The sequence below is a fragment of the Nonomuraea sp. NPDC050451 genome, assembly GCF_044458585.1.
Map to the genome: position 1 here is coordinate 229,589 of NZ_JBITHZ010000005.1, position 20,565 is coordinate 250,153.

Here is a 20,565-nt window from a genome sequence, read left to right on the forward strand (position 1 = left end):
GGACAGTCACCATGGCTCAGTACGCGATCCTCATCTATACGAAGGCCCACGTCGACGAGGCCGAGGTCGTTCCCGGAGCGCGGGAGGCCCATGATCGCCACTTCGAGGAGACGGTGAGGTCCGGCGCGCTGGTCGCGGCATTCGCGCTGCAGCCCGCCGCCGACACGGCGACCTCGATCCGCGGCGACGTGGTGACGGACGGCCCGTTCGTCGACGCCAAGGAGGTCATCGCCGGGTTCGCCATCATCGAGGCGCCCGACCTGGACGCCGCTCTGAAGATCGCTCGTGCCAATCCCGCCACCCAGCAGGGCGGCGGTGTCGAGGTGCGGCCCGTCGAAGGCGCCTTCATCGCGGATCGGCCCGCCACGGCATGACGCCTCCGGCAGACGTCGAATCGGCGGTCGCGGACGCGCACCGTCGCGGGTGGGCCCTGGTGCTCGCCGCGACGGCGCGCGTCGCGCGCGACCTGGACCTGGCCGAGGAGTGCGTTCAGGAGGCGTATGCCGGGGCCCTGACGAGCTGGGTCCGCGACGGGATCCCGGACAGCCCGGAGGCGTGGCTCATCACCGCGGCCAGGCGCCGCGCGATGGACGCGGTGCGGCGCGAGCAGACGTTCCGCTCGAAACTCCCGCTGCTGGTGGAGCCCGGGGAGACGGAGGACGAGGTGGCCATCGACGAACCGGCCGCCGTCGAGCCGGAGGACGTGGTGCCGGACGAGCGGTTGCGACTGATCTTCATGTGCTGCCACCCGGCGTTGGCGCAGGAGGCGCAGCTGGCGCTCACGCTGCGGCTGGTGTGCGGGGTGACGACCGCCGATGTCGCCCGGGCGCTTCTGGTGTCGGAGCCGACGATGGCCGCCCGGATGACCCGGGCGAAGAAGAAGATCTCGGTCGCGCGGATCCCCTTCCGCCTGCCGGAACAGGCTGAGCTGCCGGATCGGTTGCGCGCGGTGCTCGGCGTGATCCATCTGCTGTTCACCGCCGGGCACACCGCGCCGTCCGGCGCATCGCTGGTGCGTACGGACCTGGTGGACCAGTCGTTGCGGCTGACCCGGACGCTGCGGGAGCTGATGCCCGACGAGCGGGAGGTGCGGGGGCTGCTCGCTCTGCTGCTGGTCACCGATGCCCGGCGCGCCACCCGGGTCGATGCCGACGGGCGATTGCTGCGTCTGGAGGAGCAGGATCGATCGCTCTGGGACCGTTCGGCGATGTCCGAGGCGCACGACCTGATCGTGGACGGGTTGCGCGGCGGGCGACCGGGCCGCTATGTCCTGCAGGCCGCGATCGCCTCGCTCTACGCCGAGGCGCCGTCCTACGACCAGACGGACTGGCCGCAGATCGTGACCCTGTACGACGAGCTGCTGTCGGTGTGGCCGTCCCCGGTGGTGGCGTTGAACCGCACGGTGGCGGTGTCGATGGTCTCCGGGCCGGCGCGGGCGCTGGAAGAGGTCACGGAGTTGGAGAAGGACGGCTGGCTCGCGCGTTACCAGTACCTACCGGCGATCAAGGCGGACCTGCTGCATCGGCTGGGCCGCTGGGAGGAGGCCGCGATCGCCTACCGCCGGGCGCTGGAGCTGACCGGGAACGACGCCGAGCGCGAGTTCCTGGCCGAACGCCTCGCCGGTCCGCATCGGGCATAGGCACCGTTGCTCCGCCCGACCCTGCTGCCCACCCTGGCCGGCAGGACCACCGCGTTCGACCGGGAAACGTCGATCCACGCTGGTCTTCGGGCAAACTGTCTTATGGGCGGCGAGCAGGTTCGTGAGCGGGGTGACGACAGCGGGAGGGGCGAGATCATGCTCAGACATGGCCCTCACCAGCCCGACATCACGATCTCGCTTGCCGGACTCCATCACCTGTCGATCGACAAGCCGCCAGAGTCGTCGGGCTGTTTCCTCGACGAGGCCTCGGTCGTTCACCTCCCGGCTTCGCCGGCCCCTTGGCCTGACGGGTTCGACGGCGTCCGCCGCCATCCCGGGCTGCCCGAACTTGCCTGGATCCGCCTGATCGGCCCGATGGAGATCGAGATCGTCGCTTCCCTCCTGACGGTCTTCAGCGCACTGAGCGATGACGCGGCGCGCACGAGACCGAACCTCTGACCGCCGTAACGCTGGAAAGATCACTGGCGGTGGGCGCGCAGCGCAGCGAAGGTCGGCGGGAATGATCCGGTCCAGAGTCGCCCTGGCCAGCGTTGACTCCGGCGCGATGCCTCTTTCGAGGGCACCGGCCGCGTGCTCCAGCACCAGGGGCCGGAGGTCGAGGCCGTACTCGAGCCGGTTGTCCTCCTTGCCGCTCGCGACCATCTCCCGGACCGTTCGCCGGAAGTTCTCGTCGGTGACCAGTCCGGCCAGTTCCCCCCAGGCGTCCACCTGCTCAGACGTCGGGTCTTCTGGGAGCTCGGACGGGATGTCGCTCATCCATCCCGCGACGAGGGCGGCGTCCTCGCCGACGACGTCGGCGAAGGCCCCGGCGACGAATTCGTCGAGCGCTTTGACGTGTGTCTCCGCCAGGTCTCTCAGCGTGGCCGCTTCTCCAGGATCTGCTGGACGGCGTCAAGACCGAGCCCGAGCTCGCGAAGCGTCCGGACGAGGTCCAGCCGTGCGACCGCCTCGGCGTCATAGAGCCGGTATCCCCCGTCCGACCTCCGGGCCGGGGGGACGATACCGCTGTCGGACCAGAAGCGGATCGTACGCGGGTGCAGCCCGGTGCGCTGGGCCAGCTGACCGATCGTGTAGAGATCCGTTGCGTTGCTCATGACTCGACTCTGCACCTTCCATCCACTGGAACCTCAAGTGTCGGCGGCGCCGTGACTGTCCCGGTTACACGCGCGGAAGGCCAAAGGGCGCGTCGTCGACCAGAGTTGACGATGTGGACAGTGAGTAAGGTGAGGACTCATGTCGAGGTATGCGCTTGTCGCCGCGGTCGTGGCCGCGGACACGGCGTTGTTGTGGATGGAGGGGACGCAGGGGTTGGCGCTGGCCGCCTACGCCGCGGCGTACGCGCTCACCATGGCGGCGGCCGACCGCCTGCCGTTCGCGTCCTTCCTCGCGGCGCTGGCGCTGGCGGTGCTCACCGGCGCGTCGCTGGCCCTGCTCGCCTGCACCGGTTTCCAGGCCGGGCAGCGCATCTCCACCCGCCGGGATGTCGTCGTGACGGCAGGCGCCTTCACCGCGTACGTGTGCGTTCTCCTGTTGGCCGAGGAGCGTTCCCCCGGCGACCAGGATCCGTGGATCACCCTTGCCCGCGTCGCCCTGCTGACCGCGCTGCCGCTGCTGGCCGGCCGGTACGTGGCCCAAGAGCGCGAGCACCTGCGCCGGGAGAAGGCCCTCGTCGCCGAGCAGGAACGGCTCCGCGAACGGCTGCGCATCGCCCATGACATGCACGACTCGCTCGGTCACCTGCTCAGCCTGGTGTCCGTGCAGGCCGCCGCGCTGGAGGTGGGCCAGTTGCCCACGGAGCAGCGGCGGGCGATGCGCGGCCTGGCCGACACCGCACGCGCCGCCGCGGCCGAGCTGCACGAGGTGGTCAACGCGCTGCGCGGCCATGACGTCCTCGGCCTGGAGGAGATCGAGGACCTCGTCGCGCGGTCCCGGGCGGCGGGCGCCTCGGTGGCGTTCGAGACCTCCGGCGAGGCCGTCCCGCTCGCCGACCCGAGGGCCGCCCAGGCCGCGTACCGGGTCGTCCAGGAAGGGCTGACCAACGCGGTCAAGCACGCGTCCGGCACGCCGATCACCGTGTCGCTCGACTGGCAGCCCGACGCCCTCCTGATCTCGGTGGCGAACCCGGTGTCCCACCGCCGGCCCTCCGCCGGCGGCGGCGGGAGCGGCCTGCGCGGGCTGACCGAACGCGTCGCCGCGGCCGGGGGCCTGCTGCGCGTCCACGCGGAGGCGCGCGAGTTCCGGATCGTCGCGATGCTCCCGCTGGTGACGGCTCTCGCGGGGGCCGCCGCGTGATCAGGACGTTGATCGCCGACGATGAGCCCCTCATCACCGCCGGCATCCGTACCGTCCTGGAGTCGGCCGGGGACATCGAGGTCGTGGCCGTCGCAGGAGACGGGCGCGAGGCGGTGCGGGCCGCCCAACGGCACCGCATCGACGTCGCGCTCCTGGACATCGCGATGCCGGTGATGAACGGCCTGGCCGCGGCGGCCGAGCTGAAGGGGCCGCGCGTGGTGTTCCTCACCGCCTTCGGCGACGAGGACAACGTACGGCGAGCGGTACGGCAGGGCGTGTCCGGCTTCGTCCTGAAAACGTGCACCCCCGACGAGCTGATCGGGGCGGTCCGTGCCGCTCATGCCGGGCATGCGTACCTGTCGCCGGCCGTGGCGCGCCAGGTGCTCGACCTGGCGGCACCGGTCGCCGGCGAGCGCGAACGCGACGCCGCCGACCGGCTGGCCACGCTCACGGCACGCGAGGCCGACATTCTCGCGCTGGTGGCGCAGGGCCTGTCCAACGCCGAGGTCGCCCGGCACGCCCACATGACCGAGGCCAGCGTCAAGACCTACGTCAGCCGCATCCTCGCCAAGCTGAACTGCGCCAACCGGGTGCAGGCGGCCCTGCTGCTGCGCGATGCGCGATCCCCCGGCTGAGGCTCAGCGGAGGTTGGCGTCGAAGTTCGCCAGGTAGGCGTTGATGAAGTGGTCGCGGACCCCGTCGCCGCCGGGCGCCGGCAGGTCGGTGGCGCGGCCCTTCAGCCGGTCGGCCAGCCCCGCCGCCACCGGCATCTTCTCCCGCAGCTTGCCCTTGGCGTCGAAGTAACGCTCCTCGGCCACGTGCTGGAACAGCGGCGGGGGCGGGAGCTGGGCGACGACGTCGTTGTTGTTGACGAAGCGGAACATCCGGCCCCGGAACGCCTTGTCGTAGGCGGCGGCCAGCAGCGGGCAGCAGGTGCGGGGCTGGCCGAAGGTGTAGACCCCGTCGGCGAGCAGGCTCGGGTCCTCGAAGTAGGTACGCGCCGCCGCCAGCATCGCCAGAGCGCCGCCCAGGCTGTGCCCGGTGAACCAGAGCGACTGCCCGTCGGCCCGCCAGTTCTCCAGCGTGACCAGCATCGCCGGATGGACCACGTCCACGGCGCGGTAGAAGCCGGAGTGGATCATGCCGGTCCCCGCGGCGTACGGCGCCAGCAGCGTGTTGGCGTCCGACAGCCAGTCACGCAGTTCCTCGGGCTGGGTGCCGCGGAACGCCACGATCATCATGCGGTCGTTGGCCACGATGTAGGCCTGCGTGTCCACCAGCGGGAACGGCGGGGTGTGCGGCACGCGGAAAGAGGTCACGCGGTCGAAGCCCCAGTCGTTCGCCGTGGCCCTGACCCGCGCCTCGTCCTTGTAGGCCAGCTCGGCGGCGTAGGCCAGGCAGCGCGCGTGCGCCAGGCTGTAACCGCTCGTCGCGTGATCGAGCTGATCGTGGTCATGTGTCCCCCTCGCCGCTGGTAGGGGAGAGATGTCAGCTCACATCTATCACGCGGCATCCGACGGGCTTGCGGTGCCACGCCCCATCCGACGCGCACGTCCTGTCCCCGGCCGGCCGCGGCCCACCTGCGAGAGCTGGACCGGCGCATCGTGGAACGGCTCCTGACCGGCAACTTCAAGACCTTCCGCAACCCCCCGCCTGGCGGCCGGCTTCAACGCCTTCACCACCAGGAAACTGTCCGGGGGAATCGCGCAGAGCCTCGACCCGGTCACGTGGGCGCTCAGCCAGCGCGGCAAGTCCCCGCTTCTGGCGCAACGACCCGCGCGTGCAGACCGCGTTCAACGAAAGGGGCGTCGTTACGGGTCGACCGCTCCGTGACGGTGGGCGATCGCCATGCCCACCGCCGCGACCCGGCGTTCAATCAGGGGATTGTTGAACAATGCTACGATCGTCCTCACCTCGACCCCGCGCCCCACCGCGAAAGGACGCCCTTGACCAGCCAGACCTCCTCCACCGAGGACACGGTGCGCGCCTGCGCGATCCGGGCCAAGCAGAGCTGCCCGGCCCTCGAACGCGCGACGGACGCGAGCATCGACGCCGCGCTACGCGGCATGGCCGAGCGGCTGCGCACCACACGGGACACCCTCGTCTCCGCCAACGAGGAGGATCTCGCCGCAGCCGTCTCCGCCGGGATGTCACCCGCCCTCCAGGACCGCCTGCGCCTCACCGGCGCGCGGCTGGACAGCATGGCCGCGGAGCTCCGCACCCTGGCGGACGTGCCGCACGAGCCGCGCGACAAGGTCCTCGAAGAACGCCCCGACCACCTCACCCTGCTGGAACGCCGGCGGCCCGTCGGCGTCATCGGCGCGAACTTCGAGGCACGCCCCAACGTCACCCTCGACATCGCCTCCCAGTTCCTCAAATCACGCAACGCGGGCGTCCTGCGCACCGGCTCGGCCGCGCTCCGCTCGTCGCGGGCCATCGTGGAGCACGTGATCGCACCGGCCCTCGCCGACGCCGGCCTCGACCCGGACGCCGTCCAGCTGGTGCCCAGCGAAGACCGCTCGGCGGCGTACGCGCTGGTGTCCCTGCCCGAGCTCATCCCGCTGGTCATCCTGCGCGGCAGCGGCGACAGCACCCGCGACCTCGGCCGCGAGGCCGCCCGGCACGGCGTGCGCACCCTCGCGCACGCCGACGGCGGCGGCGTCCTGTACATCCACTCGGCCGCCGACGACGACACCGTCCGCCGGCTCATCACCGACAGCCTCGACCGGCTGGGCGTGTGCAACCGGCTCAACCTGCTGCTCGTCGACCGGTCCTGCTACGACGAGCGGCTGCCGGACGTCCTCGAGGTCCTTGACCGCCTGGGCGTCGGCGCGTCCCTTCCCCCGCACGCCCACCCGCGCGGGTACGAGTGGTCGCTGGACTCGGAGCGCGCGGCCACCGTGACCGTCGACGCCGTCGACGGCCCGCTGCACGCGGCCCGGATCGCCAACGAGGAGACCTCCGGGCTGGCGGCCGCCGTCGCGACCGAGGATCCGGCCGCCGCCGCGCAGTTCATCGACGCCTACGCCGGCTCCGGGGTGTTCTGGAACTCCACCACCCGGCTCCTCGACGGCTTCAAGCTGCTGCGGCTGCCGGAGACCGGCATCAACATCGACCGGGTGCCCGGCCCGCGCGGCCCGGTGAGCTTCCGGGACCTGTACCTGCGGCAGTACCTGGTCGTGCCGAGCGGGCGGCTCACGTCCTGACCGGGCTCGCTCCGGAGGTGTGCGCGAGGATCGCCCGCGCCAGTTCCTCGTGCACCTCCGGCGGCAGCGTGTGCCCCATGCCCTCGACCATCATCAGCCGCGCTCTTGGGATCCGCTCGGCGATGATGGCGCCGTGACCCGGCTTGGCCGGCTCGTGAGTGCCTTCGATCACCAGGGTGGGCGCCTTCACCTGGTCCAGCACGCCCACCGGCTCGAAGTCCGGCTGAGCCATCGCGGCCAGCCGGTGGTTCACCACGGCGTCCAGGTCGCGGGCCCGGTCGTAGATGCGCTCCTGCAGCCGGCGGGCGTCGTCCTCGTCGAACGGCAGCCCGGTGCCGTGCAGCACCCGCTGCTCGGCGATCATCGCCTCGATCCGCTCGCGCCGGTCGGCCGGCGGCGGGCCCGCCATCAGCCCCTGGTAGTGGGCCACGAACTCCGGCGCCGGCTCCGGCAGGCTGCCCTCCGGCTGGGGCTGACCCATCAGCGCCCGCATGATCACCATGCCCTCGCCCCCGCCGAGCGGCGAGGAGCCGATGACGGTGAGCGTCCGCACCCGCTCCGGCCGCTCCACCGCGATCAGCTGCCCGAGCAGCCCGCCCGCCGAATGGCAGACCAGGTGCGCGCTGTCCAGGCCGTGCGCGTCCATCACCCGCAGCACGTCCTCCTTGATGTCGTTCCAGGTGTACGGCTCCTTCTCGAAATCCACGGTGCCCGACCTGCCGGTGTCGCGGTGGTCGTACCGGATCACCCGGCGGCCTCCGGCGGTCAGCCGGCCCACGAACTCGTCCGGCCACAGGACCCCCTGCGACATCGAACCCATGATCAGCAGGATCGGCTCGTCCGTGCCGGCGCCGAACTCTTCACTCCAGATGTCCACGTTTTGCATGACTCAGAGCATGTCGCCTTCGGCTACGGGCGCCTTCTGTAGAACTACTAGCCGCGCCAGATCCGTACGAGAGCTGATGCCCAGCTTCGGATACATCTTGTACAGGTGGTACTCGACCGTGCGCGGACTCAGGAACAGCTGCGCGGCGATCTCCTTGCTGGACAGCCCGTCGGCGACCAGGCCCGCGATGCGCAGCTCCTGCGGGGTCAGCGCGTCCAGCGCCGGGCCGCGGGCGGGCTCGGCGCTCTCGCCCGCCGCCCGCAGCTCGCCGTGCGCGCGCCGCGCCCACGGTTCCGCGCCCGCCCGCCGGAACGTCTCCAGCGCCGCCCGCAGATGCGGGCGCGCCTCGCCGGGCCGGTGCGCGCGGCGCAGCCGTTCGCCCAGCAGCAGGGCGGTCCTGGCCGCCTCGTACGGGTTCGCGTGCAGCCGCAGCGCCTCCTCCAGCTCCTTTTCCGGGCCGGCGCCGACCAGGGCGCGGCACCGGGTCAGCAGGGCGCGCGACTCCGCAGTGGCCGCCTGTGCCGACCAGCGCTCGTACGCCTCCAGCGCCGTCCCCGCCGCCTCCAGGTCGCCCGCGCCCACGGCGGCCTCGATGCGATCCGGCGTCGAGCGCCACACCACGGTCGGGTGCCCGGCCCCCGGGCCCGCGGCCGCGATCGCGGTGAACCGGTCGTGCGCCGCGGCGAAGCGGCCCACCCCCAGGTCCAGCATGGCCAGCGCGTACGCGGCCACGCCCGCGCGCAGGCCCACCCGGTGCGGGATCGCGATGGCCAGCGCCTCCTGGGCGTGCCTGCGGCACGTCTCCTCCTCGCCCCGCAGCGCCGCCAGCACCGCGAGGTTGGCCAGGTGCGCGGCCACCGTGTTGGCGTAGCCGGCCTCTCGGGCCAGCTCCAGCCCCTCCTCGGAGATGGCCTGGCTCTCCGCCAGCCGCCCGGCGATCCGCTCGCCGGTGGCCACGAACTCCAGCACCACCGGCAGCTGCCCCACCATCCCCGACACCCTGGCCACCCGGCCCGCCCGGGCGGCCAGGTCGGCCGCCAGATCGGCCTCGCCGAGGTAGCTGGCCGCCGCCGTCGCCCACAGGAACCCGGCCGCCTCCGTCAGCTCGCCGGTCCTGCCCAGCGCCCGCCTGAGCAGTTCGTGCCCGGTGCCGTCCGAGAGCATCAGGCCGATGCCGGTCAGCACGTCGCGCAGGAACCCCTCGGGGAAGGCCGCCGCCCGCCGCCCGATCTCGGCGATGGAGGCGGTGTCGCCCACGTACGAGGCCGCCTCGGCGGCGTCGGCCAGCATGTCGAGGTTGTCGCCCGTGGCCAGGATCCGTACCGCCTCGGCGGCGCTTCCGGAGTTCAGCTCGAACCTGCCCCGCAGCTGGGCGATCTCCATCTCCAGCGCGCGGTCCCCGCCCGCGTGGTCGCGGGCCTCGGCCAGCAGAGACTCCGCCTGCCCCGGACGGCCGCCCAGCCAGGCGGCCACGGCGGCGTCCTTGAGCCTGGCCGCCCGGGTGTGCGGTGCCGGGGTCAGCTCGGCCGCCCTGGCCAGGGCGGTGGCGGCATCGCCGTACCCGCCGCGGTCGCGTGCCCGGGCGGCGGTCTCGGTGAGCGCGGCGGCGACGCTCTCGTCCTGGCCGAGCGCGGCCGCCGCCAGGTGCCAGGCGCGGCGGTCCACATCGGACAGCCCGGCCAGCGCCTCGTGCGCGGCGCGGCGGGACGCCGGCGCCGCGGCCTCGTGCACGGCCGAGCGGATGAGGGGGTGGCGGAAACGTACGGACGCGCCCTCGACCCGTACCAGCCCGGCGGCCTCCAGCTCATGCAACGCCGCCCGCCCCGCGCCCGTCCGCGCGGCGGCGCGCAGCACCAGGTCGAGGTCGCTTTCCACAGCCGCGAGCAGGGCCACCAGCCGGGCGTCCTCCGGCAGCGCGGCCACCTGCTCACCGAACAACTGCGCGCCACCGGGCAGCGGATCGGGCAGCGGCTCACGGCCCGCGAGCTGTCCGGAGCTCAACCGCCGTACGATCTCGCGCAGGGCCAGCGGGTTGCCACCGGTCGCCGCCACGAGCTCCCGCTTGACGGCGGGCGGCATCGCGACGTCGAGCAGCTCGGCCGCCGCCGGCTCCGGCAGGCCGCCGAGCCGCAGCGGCGGCACCCCCTTCACCGGAGCGTCCCCGCGCACGGCCAGCAGCATCGCGATCCGCTCCGTGGCCAGCCGTCTGGCGGCGAACAGCAGCGCGTCCGCCGAGGCCCGGTCCACCCACTGGAAGTCGTCGACCACGCAGACCAGCCCGTCCGGCGCGGCGGCCTCGGCCAGCAGCGACAGCACCCCGGCCGACAGCAGGAACCGGTCCCCGGACGCTCCCCCGCCCAGCCCGAGCGCCCCGCGTACCGCCTCGCGCTGCGGCCCCGGCAGCGCGTCCAGCAGCCCGGCGACCGGCCGCAGCAACTGGTGCAGGGCGGCGAAGGCCAGGTCCGACTCGGGCTCGACGCCGGTCGTCCTGAGCACCCGCATGGACCCGCCCCGGGAGGCCGCCAGGTCGAGCAGGGCCGTCTTGCCCACCCCCGCCTCGCCGCGCAGTACGAGGGCATCTCCCGCGCCCTCGCGGGCCCGGGAGATCAGGTCATCGATGGCGGCGATCTCCGCCGATCTTCCGAACAGCACAAGCGCCCACTGTATGCCCAAACCCGGACACACCCGGCGGGGCAGCATTCACCGGAGGAACGCCAGAGCCCGCCGGGCCACGACCGGGGCCGACTTCCCCTCCGGGCCGAAATGGTTGAGCCCGTCCAAGGTCTCCAGCGTGGCCTGCGGCAGGGTGTCGCGCAGGGTCGCGAACTCGTCCCTGATCGCGGGCGCGGTGCGGGCGCCGCACAGCACCAGCACCTCTGCGGGCACGGCGGCGAACCCGGCGAGCCTGCCCTGCTGCGCCGCGATCTGCTCGTGCTCCATCACATTGGCCTCCAGCAGGGGCAGCATCCGCCGCCAGGCCGCGCCGCGGAGCCCGATGCGCAGCGCCATGCGCAGATACCAGTGGGGCATCTTGGCCATGAAGGCGGGCGCGCCGCCTGATCCCCGGATGAAGTGCACGAACGCGCCGTACGGATCCCCCGCGGCCAGCCGTTCCCGGTAGGGGGCCATCCAGGCGGTGGGGACGGGGGCGCACGGCACTCCCGGCTCATAGGTCACGACGCGGTCGAAGACCGGGTACGCCCGCGCGGTCTCCAGGACGACGAGCCCGCCGTAGCTGTGCCCGAACGCCAGCCGCGCCCCGGTCTCCGCCTGCACGGCGAGCAGGTCGTCCACTTCCTTCGCCAGGGTGTAGCCGGGCCCGAGGGTGCCGCTGGCGCCGCGTCCTCGCCGGTCGACGAGGTGGACGGTGAAGGCGGTGGCCAGCTCGCCGGCCAGCGGCAGGTAGTCCTCGCCGCTGCGCAGGGCGCCGCCCAGCACGATGAGGCCGGGTCCGGCGCCCATCGTCCGGTAGGTGATCGGCGTGCCGTCGGCCGAAGCGACGGTTCCCAAGGTGACGGTCGTCATGTGGATTTCCCCTGCTCCCAGCGCTCCAATGCCTGCAGCAGCCGCGCGGTGTGCTCGGCGTACTCCTGGTACGGCACACCACTGTGGGCCACGAGGGCGGCCAGGCGATCTTCGAACCCTCGCTGGACCGAGGCCACGAGTTCCTTGCCCTTGTCGGTGAGGCTCAGCCGCCGCTTACGCCCGCCGTCCGGGTCGGGCTGCACGTCGAGGAGCCCTTCGGCGGCCAGGACGGCGGTCATGCGGCTGACCGACGGCTCGGTCACGCCGAGATAGTCGGCCAGCGTCCGCTGCGTCGAGGCTCCCAGCTTGCCCACCAGGGTCAACGCCAGGAAACGGCTGTAGGACACCTGGTGCTCGGCCCGCAGGATGCGGTCGGCCGCCCGGTCCAGGCGGGCGGTGAGCACATGCAGGTCGAAGCTCAGATTCCGATCCACACCCCTAACTTAACATGCTAACTTAGAAATGCAAGTTACCCTATCGGATGATCATCGCGGCGCGGGCGTCGACTCGCTCTCGGAAGGTTCATCGTGCGCAGGCTCAGCCTCGGAGCACTGTCCGCGGCAGTAGCCATTGGTGATGATCAGCCGCCCACGAGCGGGCGTATAGGCGCTGCCGGGCACAGCGACGATCACGCCCTGGCATTCGGCGCAGATGAGCGGCTGGTCTGTCATGAAAGCCCTTCCGAAGGTCCTCGCGCGAACGGTGACCCGAGACTCCTGCCGGCAGGACCGTCTCGGTCGTGGACCACCATGCCGGACGCCACCGACAATTCTCACCGCCACTGCCGGGCCCGGAATGGGTGTGTACTTGGGATCCCGATATCTACCGAGATCCCCTGGAGAAGTCGTCATGACCACGCCCGAGCCCATCACGACCTGGCGCGACGCTCGCTTCGACATGCCCGTCAGCCGGCAGCTGGAGCGCTACGACGCGTTGGCCGCCAAGGACGCGGCGGCTCGCGCCCGGGTCGAGCTGGTGACCCGGGGGATCTATGACCCCGCCCGGCACGGCGCCGACGACCGGCCCGCGCTCACCGTGGCCGAGCACCTCGAGCTGCTGGCGCTGGCGGAGTGCATCGCGCGGACCGTACGCCATCCCGCCCACGTCCACCACGCGCTGCTGGCCGGGGCCACCTGGGCCGACATCGCCCGGATCGTCGACTCCGACGAGCTCACCGTCCGGCGGGACTACCAGCGGTGGGCCGACGACCAGCACGACCTCCACCAGAGCTACCCCAACCTCGGCATGACCGACGACGAGCACGCCGCCGCGACCGCGAGGGCCGGCCAGGGCGCACGAGACGCCTGAGCGGACGGGATCAGGCGGAGGGCACCAGGTTGCGGCGGCGCAGGAACGCCAGCCCCGCCGCGGCCAGGGCGACGGCCACCGCGGTCAGCCCCAGCAGTGGCACCGCCGGCGACGAGGGGCCGCCCAGCAACATCGCCGGCACGTGCACGAACGGCGACAGGTTCAGGACGGCCCCGGTGGCCAGCCTGAACTCCGCCAGCAGGTCCACGACCAGGAAGAGGCCGAGCGCGGTCCAGCTCACGCCCACCGCCAGCCGGGGCAGCAGGCCGAACAGCAGCGTCGCGATCCCGACCACGGTCCAGACCGCGGGCAGGTACGCCAGCGTCGCCCCGGCGACCCGGACCACGTCGCCGTCGTAGGTGAGCCCCGCCGCCGCGCCCAGCACGGCCAGCAGCAGCGCCGGGCTCGCGATGGCGAACACCAGGTGGCTCAGCGCCCAGCGCAGCCGGCCGACGGGGGTGGACAGCAGCAGTTCGGCCCGGCCCGCCGCCTCCTCGCCGCGGGCGCGCAGCGCCGACACCAGCGCCGCCCCTGTGACGAGCTGGCTGAGCACGTACATCACGAACGTGAAGAACACGTCCGAGATACGGGCGCCCGCGCCGCCGACGGTCGCGGCCAGCTCCTGGAACTGCGGCGTGTCCAGCTGAGCGTCCAGACCGCGCGCCGCCACGCCGAGCAGCGCGCCCAGCAGGCCGAACCCGATCGCGAAGCCCGCGAGCGTGCCCCGGTGCAGCCGCCCGGCCAGGCCGAACGGGCCCGGAAGCCCTCCGGTGGCGGGCCCCTGGCGGGTGGGCACCAGGCCGCCGGCCACGTCACGCCGGGTGGACAGCACGAAGGCGGCCGCCGCCACGGCGGCGACGACCAGCGCGATCAGCCCCAGCACCCACCACTGGTCGCCGGCGTAGGGCTTGGTCAGCCGGACCCAGCCGAACGGAGTCAGCCAGGCCAGCCAGCCGATGCCGCCGGTGTCGGCCAGCGAACGCACGGCGAACAGCAGGCCGCCGACGGCGATCGCGATGCCGCGCGCCGTACCGGATGACGCGGTGAGCTGCGCGGTGACCGCGGCCACGGCCGCGAACGCCCAGCCGCCCCCAGCGCTGGACAGCCCGAACAGCAGCGAGGATCCCGCGGGCAGGCCGTCCGCGACCAGAGCGGGCACCGACAGCAGGCCCAGCAGCAGGTTGGCGGCCAGCACGACCGCGAGCGCGGCGGCCAGCGGGGCGTGGCGGCCGATGACCCCCGACGACAGCAGCTCGCGCCGGCCGGTCTCCTCCTCGACCCGGGTGTGCCTGACCATCAGCAGGATGCTGACCAGCCCGCCGATCAGCGCGAGGGACGAGCCGAGCGTCCAGGCGGTCAGGCCGCCGACGCTCGCGTCGTAGATGTGGCCGCGCATGGCCAGCTGCGCGGGGTTGCTCGCCGAGGCCGCCGCGAAGGCGTCGCGGGCGGCCTGGTCGGCGTACAGGTCGGTGGTGGCGGAGGCGATGCTCGCCGGCAGCAGCGCGCTGATGGCGATCCACACCGGCAGCAGCACGCGGTCCCTGCGCAGGATGAGCCGGATCAGTACGAGGGTGCCGGTCATGCGGCCGCTCCCTCGTAGTGACGCAGGAACAGCTCCTCCAGCGTCGGCGGCTGCGTGGTCAGCGTCCGTACGCCCGCCCTGGCCAGCTCGGCGAGCACCGCGGTGAGCGCGTCACCGTCCACCTGGCAGCGCAGCCGGGCGCCGTCCACGGTCAGGTCGTGTACGCCGGGCAGCGCGGCCAGGCCGGGCGCGGGCCCGATCAGTTCGGCCGTCACCGAGGTGCGGGTGAGATGGCGCAGGTCGGCCAGGCTGCCGGACTCGACGGTACGGCCGGCGCGGATGATGCTGACGCGGTCGCACAGCGTCTCGACCTCCGAGAGGATGTGGCTGGACAGCAGCACGGTGCGGCCGTCTCGCTTCTCCCGCAGGACGCAGTCGTTGAAGACCGCCTCCATCAGCGGGTCCAGGCCCGAGGTCGGCTCGTCCAGCACCAGCAGTTCCACGTCGGAGGCGAAGGCGGCCACCAGCGCCACCTTCTGCCGGTTGCCCTTGGAGTAGGTGCGGCACTTCTTGCGCGGGTCGAGCTCGAAGTGCTCGAGCAGCTCGGCGCGCCGCCGGGGGTCGAGGCCGCCGCGTACCCTGCCCAGCAGGTCGATGACCTCGCCGCCGGTCAGCGAGGGCCACAGGGTGACGTCGCCGGGGACGTAGGCGAGCCTCCGGTGGAGCTCGGTGGCGTCGCGCCACGGGTCGCCGCCGAGTAACTCGATCCGGCCGCCGTCGGCGCGCATCTGGCCCAGCAGGATGCGGATCGTGGTGGTCTTGCCCGCGCCGTTGGGGCCGAGGAAGCCGTGCACCTCCCCCGTCCTGACGGTGAGGTCGAGCCCGTCCAGGGCCCTTGCCTGGCCGAAGGTCTTGACCAGGCCGTCGGCGCGCACTGCGGCGTTCATTGTTGTCCCTCGAACTTCTCCAGGCCCGTCCGCGCCTGTTCGAACAGCTCGCGGCCGAGGAATTCCGGTCTGATCAGGTCGAGCTGGGCCTTGCCGACGCGCAGCGCGCCCTGCGAGGCGTAAAGGTCCGTGCCGAGGGCGCGGGAGACGTGCTCGTGCAGCACCGTGATGCCCAGCTTCATCGCCGTCAGCACGGTCGCGCGGGCGCGGTGGTCGGCCTCGGAGTGCTGGTCCTCGTTGGCGAGATGCTGCTCCGTCACGGTCACGAGGTCGTCGAACATGGTGGCGGCGGCCGGGGAGCCCTCCACGAGCGCGCGGCCGAGGTATTTCATCAGGGGCGGCGCGGTGCGGTGGACGTTCTCGATGAATTCGGGCTTCTCCAGGTTGCGGTTGGTGACGCCGGCGGTGACCTGCTCGCGCACGTAGCTGAGGACGTACTCGTCACAGGCCTGCCTCAGCGCCTCCTTGGTGCCGAAGTGGTGCTGCACCAGGCCGGGCGAGACCCTGGCCGCCTCGGCGATCCCGCGGATCGTGGTGGCCCTGACCCCCTGCTCGGCGAACAACGCCATCGCGGCGTCGCGGATGCGGGCACGCGTCGTCAGGTCCTCTTCAGAAATTGGTCGCACGTCCAGCATTCTATACATTTGTATTGGATGCCATGCAAGCGTTCAACCTGGCGGCGACGCCTCGGTCCGGGGCCGGGTGCGTGGAACGAGACATCCACTAAAAGATCACGTTCGCTCTTGCGGAGAGCGGCACCGACAAGCGATCATGAACGCCCGTGACGAAAAAGATCCTTTCCAGCGTTGCCGGTATCGTTCTCGGGGCCGCCGCCATCGTCGGCAGCACCGCCTCCCCCGCGGCCGCCGTGGGCAGCTGCTCCAAGACCGCGAGCAGCGACCACTCCGTGAGCGTCAGGTGCAACAGCGGGCTTGAGACCTACTTCCGGGTCTACGGCTACTTCTGCTCCACCTCCTCCTGCTCCTACATCCCCGGCAGCCTGGTCTCCATCGGCAGCACGAGCAAGGCCACCAGCGGCGCCTACTACAGCGGCAAGTGGTACGTGAAGGGCTGCTACGTGACCGACGGCTGCTGAGCCACCCGGGCCTGGCCCTCTCCTCGAGGTCCAGGCCCCCTGCGGCGGTCAGTGCTTGTATGCGGCGACGACCTCCACCTCGACGAGCCAGCCCGCGACCGGGAGGTTGGCGATCTCGATCGTGACGCGGGCCGGGCGGGCCGGGTTGGCCTCCATGGGCGGGGCGGGCGGCGCGGTGCCGAGCGGGACGGGTACGGGCCGGCCGGTGGCCAGGTCCGTGTTGGCGAAGAACTGGCGGTAGGCGCGGTTCCAGCCGGCGAAGTCGGCCGACTCGGCGCCGGGCGGCTTCTCCAGGTAGGCGCGCATGGAGACGACGTCGGCCAGGCCCAGCCCGGCCGCGGTGAGGTTGGTCTTGATGCGTTTGAGCACGTTGAGGGCCTGGGCCTCGGTGACGGTGACGCCCGGGGGCAGAGTTCCGCCGGGGAGGTCGACGTAGCGTTCGGGAGAGTCGGCCGGGGCCGCGGGGTTGGCCGCCGCCGGTCCCAGGCCGCTGGCGGTGTACGTGGCCACCTGCTTCCCGAGCGCCACTCCGTCGGCGATCGCGGGGTTGGTGGTGCCCTCGGGGAGGAACGGCTTGACCTCCTGCGGCCGGGGCGACCAGGTGGGGGTGGCGGCAGCCGTACCCGTGCCGAGGACGAGGACGACGGCCGCGGGGAGGGCGATGGTGCGGATCTTCATGCGGAGGGGTCCTCTCAGGAGGCGCTCAGGACGCGCTGGTGCAGCTCGGTGACGACCTTGCGGGCGGACTCCAGGGCTCCCGCCTGCCAGGCGATCATGTAGCTCAGCCAGTCGCCCGCGAAGTACACGTGCCCGGCGGGCTTGCCGAGGAGCTGGTACGCGCCCTGCCGGGACGGCCAGCCCACCCACGCGCCCTCGATGTGCGGCTGGAGTTTCCAGGCGATGGACACCGACGACGCCAGTTCGTCGCGATATTTCGCACCATGGATCTTCATACCTTGCTCGATCGCGCGGCGCTCTCGCTCGGCGGGCTTCAGCGCGGCGTACGCGTCGGCCTGAGCGCCGAAGTTGTAGTACCCGACGACCATGCCGCGCGAGGCGCCGTACCCGTAGGAGGGGTACCAGATCGTGGCCAGGTCGAGGTCGGTTGCGGTGATGCCGCCGTAGATGTCCTCGTCGACCTCCCACCAGCGGCGGCGGTACTCCAGACCGATCTTGCCCGCGTTCGCGACGGTCGGGGTGGCGAGGGCGGCCTGGACCTCCGCGCCGAGGTTGTGCGCGGTCCTGGCCAGGATGTGCGGGGGCATCGCCGCGACGCACAGGTCCGCCTTGATCTTCTGCGTACGGCCGTGGCGGTCCTCGTACTCCACCTCCACGCCATCCGGCAGATCGGTGATCCTGGTGACCTTGGCGCGCAGCCGGATCCGCTGCCGCCCGATCTTGCCGGCGAAGGCCCGCGGGATCGCGTCCATGCCGCCCACCGGCTGGAACATCAGCATCGCCTGGTCGTAGCCGAACTCGAACGAGAACCGCTGCCCGACGCCGCTGGCCAGCACCTCCGACAGCGACGGCACCGGCCCGAGGACCGTACCCGGCTGCTCGCCCGCGCCCGGGTTGACGCTGTGGCCGCGGCGGGCGCCTCCGGAGTACTTGAACCCGCTCGCCCTGTCCCCCACCGCCCCGAAACCCGACAGGAAGGCGATCAGCCGCTCCTTGTCCTGCGCGGTGAGCGCAGCGTCCAGTGCCCCCGCGTCGGTCGCCCGCGACAGCAGCTCCGAGACGTAGCCGTACACGTCGGCCTTGGCGGTCCGCCAGCGGACGGGAGCCTGCATGTTCTGGTGGTAGATGTACGCCTGGGCGTTGGAGTTGGTGAAGACCTCCAGGTCCACGCCGAGCTCGCGGCAGTAGTCCATGGTGACCATCCACTGCGCCAGCCGGGCCGGCCCCGCGTTGAGGTAGACGCCGTCACCGAACTTCGCGACCTGTGTGGAGCCGTCCAGCTCGGTCACGCGGTCGCCGCCGCGGATGGTCCAGTTCCGGCCGCCCACCCGGTCGAGCGCCTCCAGAATCGTGCAGTCGTAGCCCGCCTTGCCCAGCTCGTACGCCGTGGCGAGGCCGGCGATCCCCGCGCCGAGGATCACGACCTTCTTCGCGGACCGTCCGGTGAGGGAGAAGTCGGACTGCTGTGGCGGGTCGAAGGTTCCCTTCGCGGACGCCTCGGCGGACGGCGCGAGCCCGAGCGCGCCCATGGTCGCGAAGAGCGCGCCTGCCCCGCCGGAAACACCGACGGCGGACAGGAAATCGCGTCTGCTGTACCCCAACACTTACCTCCAAGATTTTGCTGGAGGTGAGTCTGGATGCGTTTTGTTGCCGTTCATCCGGCGGCGTGTTGTTTGTGCGTTGCAAGCCGATCATCGGGTTTGTAGGGAAAAGTGAGGTTCCCGTGGTCACTGGTTTCGGCTGCAACAGCGCTCGTAGAGGTCACGGGCACTGGTGTGCAGGAGCTGGCCGGACTCGCGCCGCATGCCGCCGACCGGCCATGCCGTGCCGAGCACTTCCACGGCCATGAGGTCCGCGTACAGGCGTCGCCCCTGAGCCCGTACGTCCTTGGCGACGACGGGATCAACGAGCGCGATCATCGCGGCGGCGTACATCCATCGAGATCGCCACCGCGCCAGGGCGATGCCGCGCTCCTGCCGCGTCGTGGCGTCGCGCATGCCCGTACGGACGTCCTCGACCGCCACGGCCAGTTCCAGGGCGGCCTGCCGGGCTCGTTCGCGGCGGGCGATACGCCGCCGGGCCCTCCACCGGAACAGCGCCCCGCAGGCCCCCAGCACCACGATGCCGATCAACGATATCCCCGCAGCGCCCCACGGTCCGGCCGCGTCCGCCCCAGTGGTGTCTCCAAGCATGTCCGGACCATACGGGCCGCGAGCCCAACAGCCGATCAAGTCCGGCACTTGCCCCGCTCAAGATGGAGCCGACGAGCCCATGGCGGCATTCACCATGAACACCATCCCCAACACTGGGGAATGACCAGGTCGCAGCCCCTGCCCCACCATGAAGGAGTTCGCGCCGCTCACCGAGGGAGGCAAACCCGTGACGAGCATCTCGACCCGGGCCCGCCGCCCCCGGCGCGTTGCACGGCAAGCGCACACCGACCCCGCCAGGCCGCGGTAGCAGGACGGCACCACCACCTGCCCGCGGCCGACCGAACCCCTCCTCCCCGGTGAGTCGTGGCGAGAAGGCCGCCGGGACCGCGAGCCCGCTCTGCGCAAGCGGGCTCGCGGCATTGCCTGGCCAGTCCCTATCGGCGCCGCACCAGCAGCTTGGCGAGGATCGCGCTCAGTTGGCCGCGCTCTTCGCCGGTGAGGGCGTGGAAGGTGTCGTCGAGGAAGGCCGGGATCGAGGCCTGGGCCGCGGCGAGCCGCCGCCGCCCCGAGTCGGTGATGGTGACGGCATAGGAACGCCGGTCACGGGGGTTGCGCTCCCTGCGCACATGCCCCTCCCGCTCCAGCTCATCGCAGACGCCGACCATGACGCTGCGGTCGATCCGCAGTTCCTCGCTGAGCGTCTGCTGGGAGCAGGGGCCGACGGCGTCGAGCATCTGGAGCACGAGATGCTGACCGACCCCGAGACTTTCCTCGGCGGCGTGCGCGTCCGCGGCCCGGGCCACCGCGGCCGAGACCCGGCACAGCGCGATGTCCAGCCGCTCGGCGGCCGCGCCCAGGCGCTGGCCACCGGCCAGCCGCTGACCGAGCGTGACCTGTGGCGCATGAACTACCATCCAGGCTCCACCGACCGCGTCTTCGACGGCCTGCGCCACCTGGCCGCCAACATCCACCGGGTGCCCGCCTTCGTCATCCCCGCCGTGGAAGGGCGCACGGACCATGCCCCGGTGACCGAGCAGGCAGGGACATGGGGGTCGATCCTGCCCGCGGTGTGGAGCTTCATGCTGGCCGCGCGGGCACGCGGCCTGGGCACGGTGTGGACCACCGCGCAGGGACCGCTCGAACGCGAGCTGGCCCGGGTGCTCGGCGTGCCGTACGAGAAGGTCATGCTGGCGGCGTTCGTCCCGCTGGCCTTCACCATCGGCACCGACTTCAAGCCCGCGCCCCGCGTACCGCGGAAGGAGGTCCTGCACTGGGAACGGTGGTGAGCAGGA

22 protein-coding genes are annotated in these 20,565 nt (G+C 72.1%); 9 read left to right on the forward strand and 13 right to left on the reverse strand.

Features of this window, described 5'->3' with window-relative positions; all coding sequences use genetic code 11:
* The first annotated feature begins 11 nt into the window (after positions 1-11).
* Genes ACIBI9_RS19535 through ACIBI9_RS19545 form a run of 3 tightly spaced genes read left to right on the forward strand, consistent with a single transcriptional unit; the run spans position 12 to position 2,098 of the window.
* Positions 12-374, forward strand: a complete 363-nt coding sequence (locus ACIBI9_RS19535; RefSeq protein ID WP_397223540.1) for a YciI family protein — start codon at positions 12-14, stop codon at positions 372-374.
* Positions 371-1,639 carry an RNA polymerase sigma factor gene (locus ACIBI9_RS19540; protein ID WP_397223541.1) on the forward strand — a complete coding sequence of 423 codons (1,269 nt, stop codon included), beginning with the start codon at positions 371-373 and terminating at the stop codon, positions 1,637-1,639. The genes ACIBI9_RS19535 and ACIBI9_RS19540 overlap by 4 nt, the downstream gene beginning before the upstream one ends.
* A gap of 6 nt (positions 1,640-1,645) precedes the next feature.
* Positions 1,646-2,098, forward strand: coding sequence for a hypothetical protein (locus ACIBI9_RS19545; protein WP_397223542.1), 453 nt, complete (start codon positions 1,646-1,648; stop codon positions 2,096-2,098).
* A gap of 416 nt (positions 2,099-2,514) precedes the next feature.
* Here the strand turns inward: ACIBI9_RS19545 and ACIBI9_RS19550 are convergent, their stop codons facing one another.
* Positions 2,515-2,754, reverse strand: a complete 240-nt coding sequence (locus ACIBI9_RS19550) for a MerR family transcriptional regulator (protein ID WP_397223543.1) — start codon at positions 2,752-2,754, stop codon at positions 2,515-2,517.
* Positions 2,755-2,893: 139 nt separating this feature from the next.
* Between ACIBI9_RS19550 and ACIBI9_RS19555 the strand changes: the two genes are divergently transcribed.
* Entirely contained in the window at positions 2,894-3,952 is a 1,059-nt protein-coding gene (locus tag ACIBI9_RS19555; protein WP_397223544.1) for a sensor histidine kinase, read from the forward strand.
* The gene (locus tag ACIBI9_RS19560; RefSeq protein ID WP_397223545.1) at positions 3,949-4,587 is read left to right on the forward strand and encodes a response regulator; all 639 of its coding nucleotides are present in this window, start codon (positions 3,949-3,951) and stop codon (positions 4,585-4,587) included. The genes ACIBI9_RS19555 and ACIBI9_RS19560 overlap by 4 nt, the downstream gene beginning before the upstream one ends.
* A gap of 3 nt (positions 4,588-4,590) precedes the next feature.
* Here the strand turns inward: ACIBI9_RS19560 and ACIBI9_RS19565 are convergent, their stop codons facing one another.
* The gene (locus ACIBI9_RS19565) at positions 4,591-5,271 is read right to left on the reverse strand and encodes a lipase family protein (protein WP_397223546.1); all 681 of its coding nucleotides are present in this window, start codon (positions 5,269-5,271) and stop codon (positions 4,591-4,593) included.
* Positions 5,272-5,898: 627 nt separating this feature from the next.
* Between ACIBI9_RS19565 and ACIBI9_RS19570 the strand changes: the two genes are divergently transcribed.
* Positions 5,899-7,158 (forward strand): aldehyde dehydrogenase family protein, encoded by a 1,260-nt coding sequence (locus ACIBI9_RS19570; RefSeq protein ID WP_397223547.1) that lies wholly within the window; start codon positions 5,899-5,901, stop codon positions 7,156-7,158.
* On the opposite strand, the gene ACIBI9_RS19575 is transcribed toward ACIBI9_RS19570, so the two are convergent.
* From ACIBI9_RS19575 to ACIBI9_RS19590, 4 genes are read right to left on the reverse strand one after another with little or no spacing between them, the layout of a single operon-like run.
* The gene (locus ACIBI9_RS19575) at positions 7,148-8,044 is read right to left on the reverse strand and encodes an alpha/beta fold hydrolase (RefSeq protein ID WP_397223548.1); all 897 of its coding nucleotides are present in this window, start codon (positions 8,042-8,044) and stop codon (positions 7,148-7,150) included. The genes ACIBI9_RS19570 and ACIBI9_RS19575 overlap by 11 nt on opposite strands.
* Positions 8,045-8,047: 3 nt before the next feature.
* Positions 8,048-10,696 carry an ATP-binding protein gene (locus tag ACIBI9_RS19580; protein WP_397223549.1) on the reverse strand — a complete coding sequence of 883 codons (2,649 nt, stop codon included), beginning with the start codon at positions 10,694-10,696 and terminating at the stop codon, positions 8,048-8,050.
* Positions 10,697-10,744: 48 nt separating this feature from the next.
* The gene (locus tag ACIBI9_RS19585; RefSeq protein WP_397223550.1) at positions 10,745-11,569 is read right to left on the reverse strand and encodes an alpha/beta fold hydrolase; all 825 of its coding nucleotides are present in this window, start codon (positions 11,567-11,569) and stop codon (positions 10,745-10,747) included.
* Positions 11,566-12,003 carry a MarR family winged helix-turn-helix transcriptional regulator gene (locus ACIBI9_RS19590; protein ID WP_397223551.1) on the reverse strand — a complete coding sequence of 146 codons (438 nt, stop codon included), beginning with the start codon at positions 12,001-12,003 and terminating at the stop codon, positions 11,566-11,568. Before ACIBI9_RS19590 ends, ACIBI9_RS19585 begins: the two co-directional genes overlap by 4 nt.
* Positions 12,004-12,418: 415 nt before the next feature.
* Between ACIBI9_RS19590 and ACIBI9_RS19595 the strand changes: the two genes are divergently transcribed.
* Positions 12,419-12,877 carry a hypothetical protein gene (locus ACIBI9_RS19595; RefSeq protein WP_397223552.1) on the forward strand — a complete coding sequence of 153 codons (459 nt, stop codon included), beginning with the start codon at positions 12,419-12,421 and terminating at the stop codon, positions 12,875-12,877.
* 10 nt (positions 12,878-12,887) lie between these two features.
* Here ACIBI9_RS19595 and ACIBI9_RS19600 read toward each other — a convergent pair whose 3' ends face one another.
* Genes ACIBI9_RS19600 through ACIBI9_RS19610 form a run of 3 tightly spaced genes read right to left on the reverse strand, consistent with a single transcriptional unit; the run spans position 12,888 to position 15,972 of the window.
* Positions 12,888-14,459: an ABC transporter permease gene (locus ACIBI9_RS19600; protein ID WP_397223553.1), complete on the reverse strand. Its 1,572-nt coding sequence runs from the start codon at positions 14,457-14,459 to the stop codon at positions 12,888-12,890.
* On the reverse strand, positions 14,456-15,346 hold the full coding sequence (locus tag ACIBI9_RS19605; RefSeq protein WP_397223554.1) for an ATP-binding cassette domain-containing protein: 891 nt from the start codon (positions 15,344-15,346) through the stop codon (positions 14,456-14,458). The genes ACIBI9_RS19600 and ACIBI9_RS19605 overlap by 4 nt, the downstream gene beginning before the upstream one ends.
* A complete protein-coding gene (locus ACIBI9_RS19610; protein ID WP_397223555.1) occupies positions 15,343-15,972 on the reverse strand; it encodes a TetR/AcrR family transcriptional regulator in 630 nt (209 codons plus the stop codon). Before ACIBI9_RS19610 ends, ACIBI9_RS19605 begins: the two co-directional genes overlap by 4 nt.
* 155 nt (positions 15,973-16,127) lie before the next feature.
* Between ACIBI9_RS19610 and ACIBI9_RS19615 the strand changes: the two genes are divergently transcribed.
* Positions 16,128-16,442, forward strand: coding sequence for a hypothetical protein (locus tag ACIBI9_RS19615; protein ID WP_397223556.1), 315 nt, complete (start codon positions 16,128-16,130; stop codon positions 16,440-16,442).
* A gap of 48 nt (positions 16,443-16,490) precedes the next feature.
* Here ACIBI9_RS19615 and ACIBI9_RS19620 read toward each other — a convergent pair whose 3' ends face one another.
* The 4 genes from ACIBI9_RS19620 to ACIBI9_RS19635 form a co-directional block, all read right to left on the reverse strand.
* On the reverse strand, positions 16,491-17,120 hold the full coding sequence (locus tag ACIBI9_RS19620) for a Rid family hydrolase (protein WP_397223557.1): 630 nt from the start codon (positions 17,118-17,120) through the stop codon (positions 16,491-16,493).
* 14 nt (positions 17,121-17,134) lie between these two features.
* The gene (locus tag ACIBI9_RS19625) at positions 17,135-18,721 is read right to left on the reverse strand and encodes a flavin monoamine oxidase family protein (protein WP_397223558.1); all 1,587 of its coding nucleotides are present in this window, start codon (positions 18,719-18,721) and stop codon (positions 17,135-17,137) included.
* Between the two features lie 126 nt (positions 18,722-18,847).
* Positions 18,848-19,312 carry a hypothetical protein gene (locus ACIBI9_RS19630; protein WP_397223559.1) on the reverse strand — a complete coding sequence of 155 codons (465 nt, stop codon included), beginning with the start codon at positions 19,310-19,312 and terminating at the stop codon, positions 18,848-18,850.
* Between the two features lie 395 nt (positions 19,313-19,707).
* On the reverse strand, positions 19,708-20,187 hold the full coding sequence (locus ACIBI9_RS19635; RefSeq protein ID WP_397223560.1) for a MarR family winged helix-turn-helix transcriptional regulator: 480 nt from the start codon (positions 20,185-20,187) through the stop codon (positions 19,708-19,710).
* Here ACIBI9_RS19635 and ACIBI9_RS19640 point away from each other — a divergent pair.
* The gene (locus ACIBI9_RS19640; RefSeq protein ID WP_397223561.1) at positions 20,176-20,559 is read left to right on the forward strand and encodes a nitroreductase family protein; all 384 of its coding nucleotides are present in this window, start codon (positions 20,176-20,178) and stop codon (positions 20,557-20,559) included. The genes ACIBI9_RS19635 and ACIBI9_RS19640 overlap by 12 nt on opposite strands.
* Positions 20,560-20,565 lie beyond the last annotated feature (6 nt).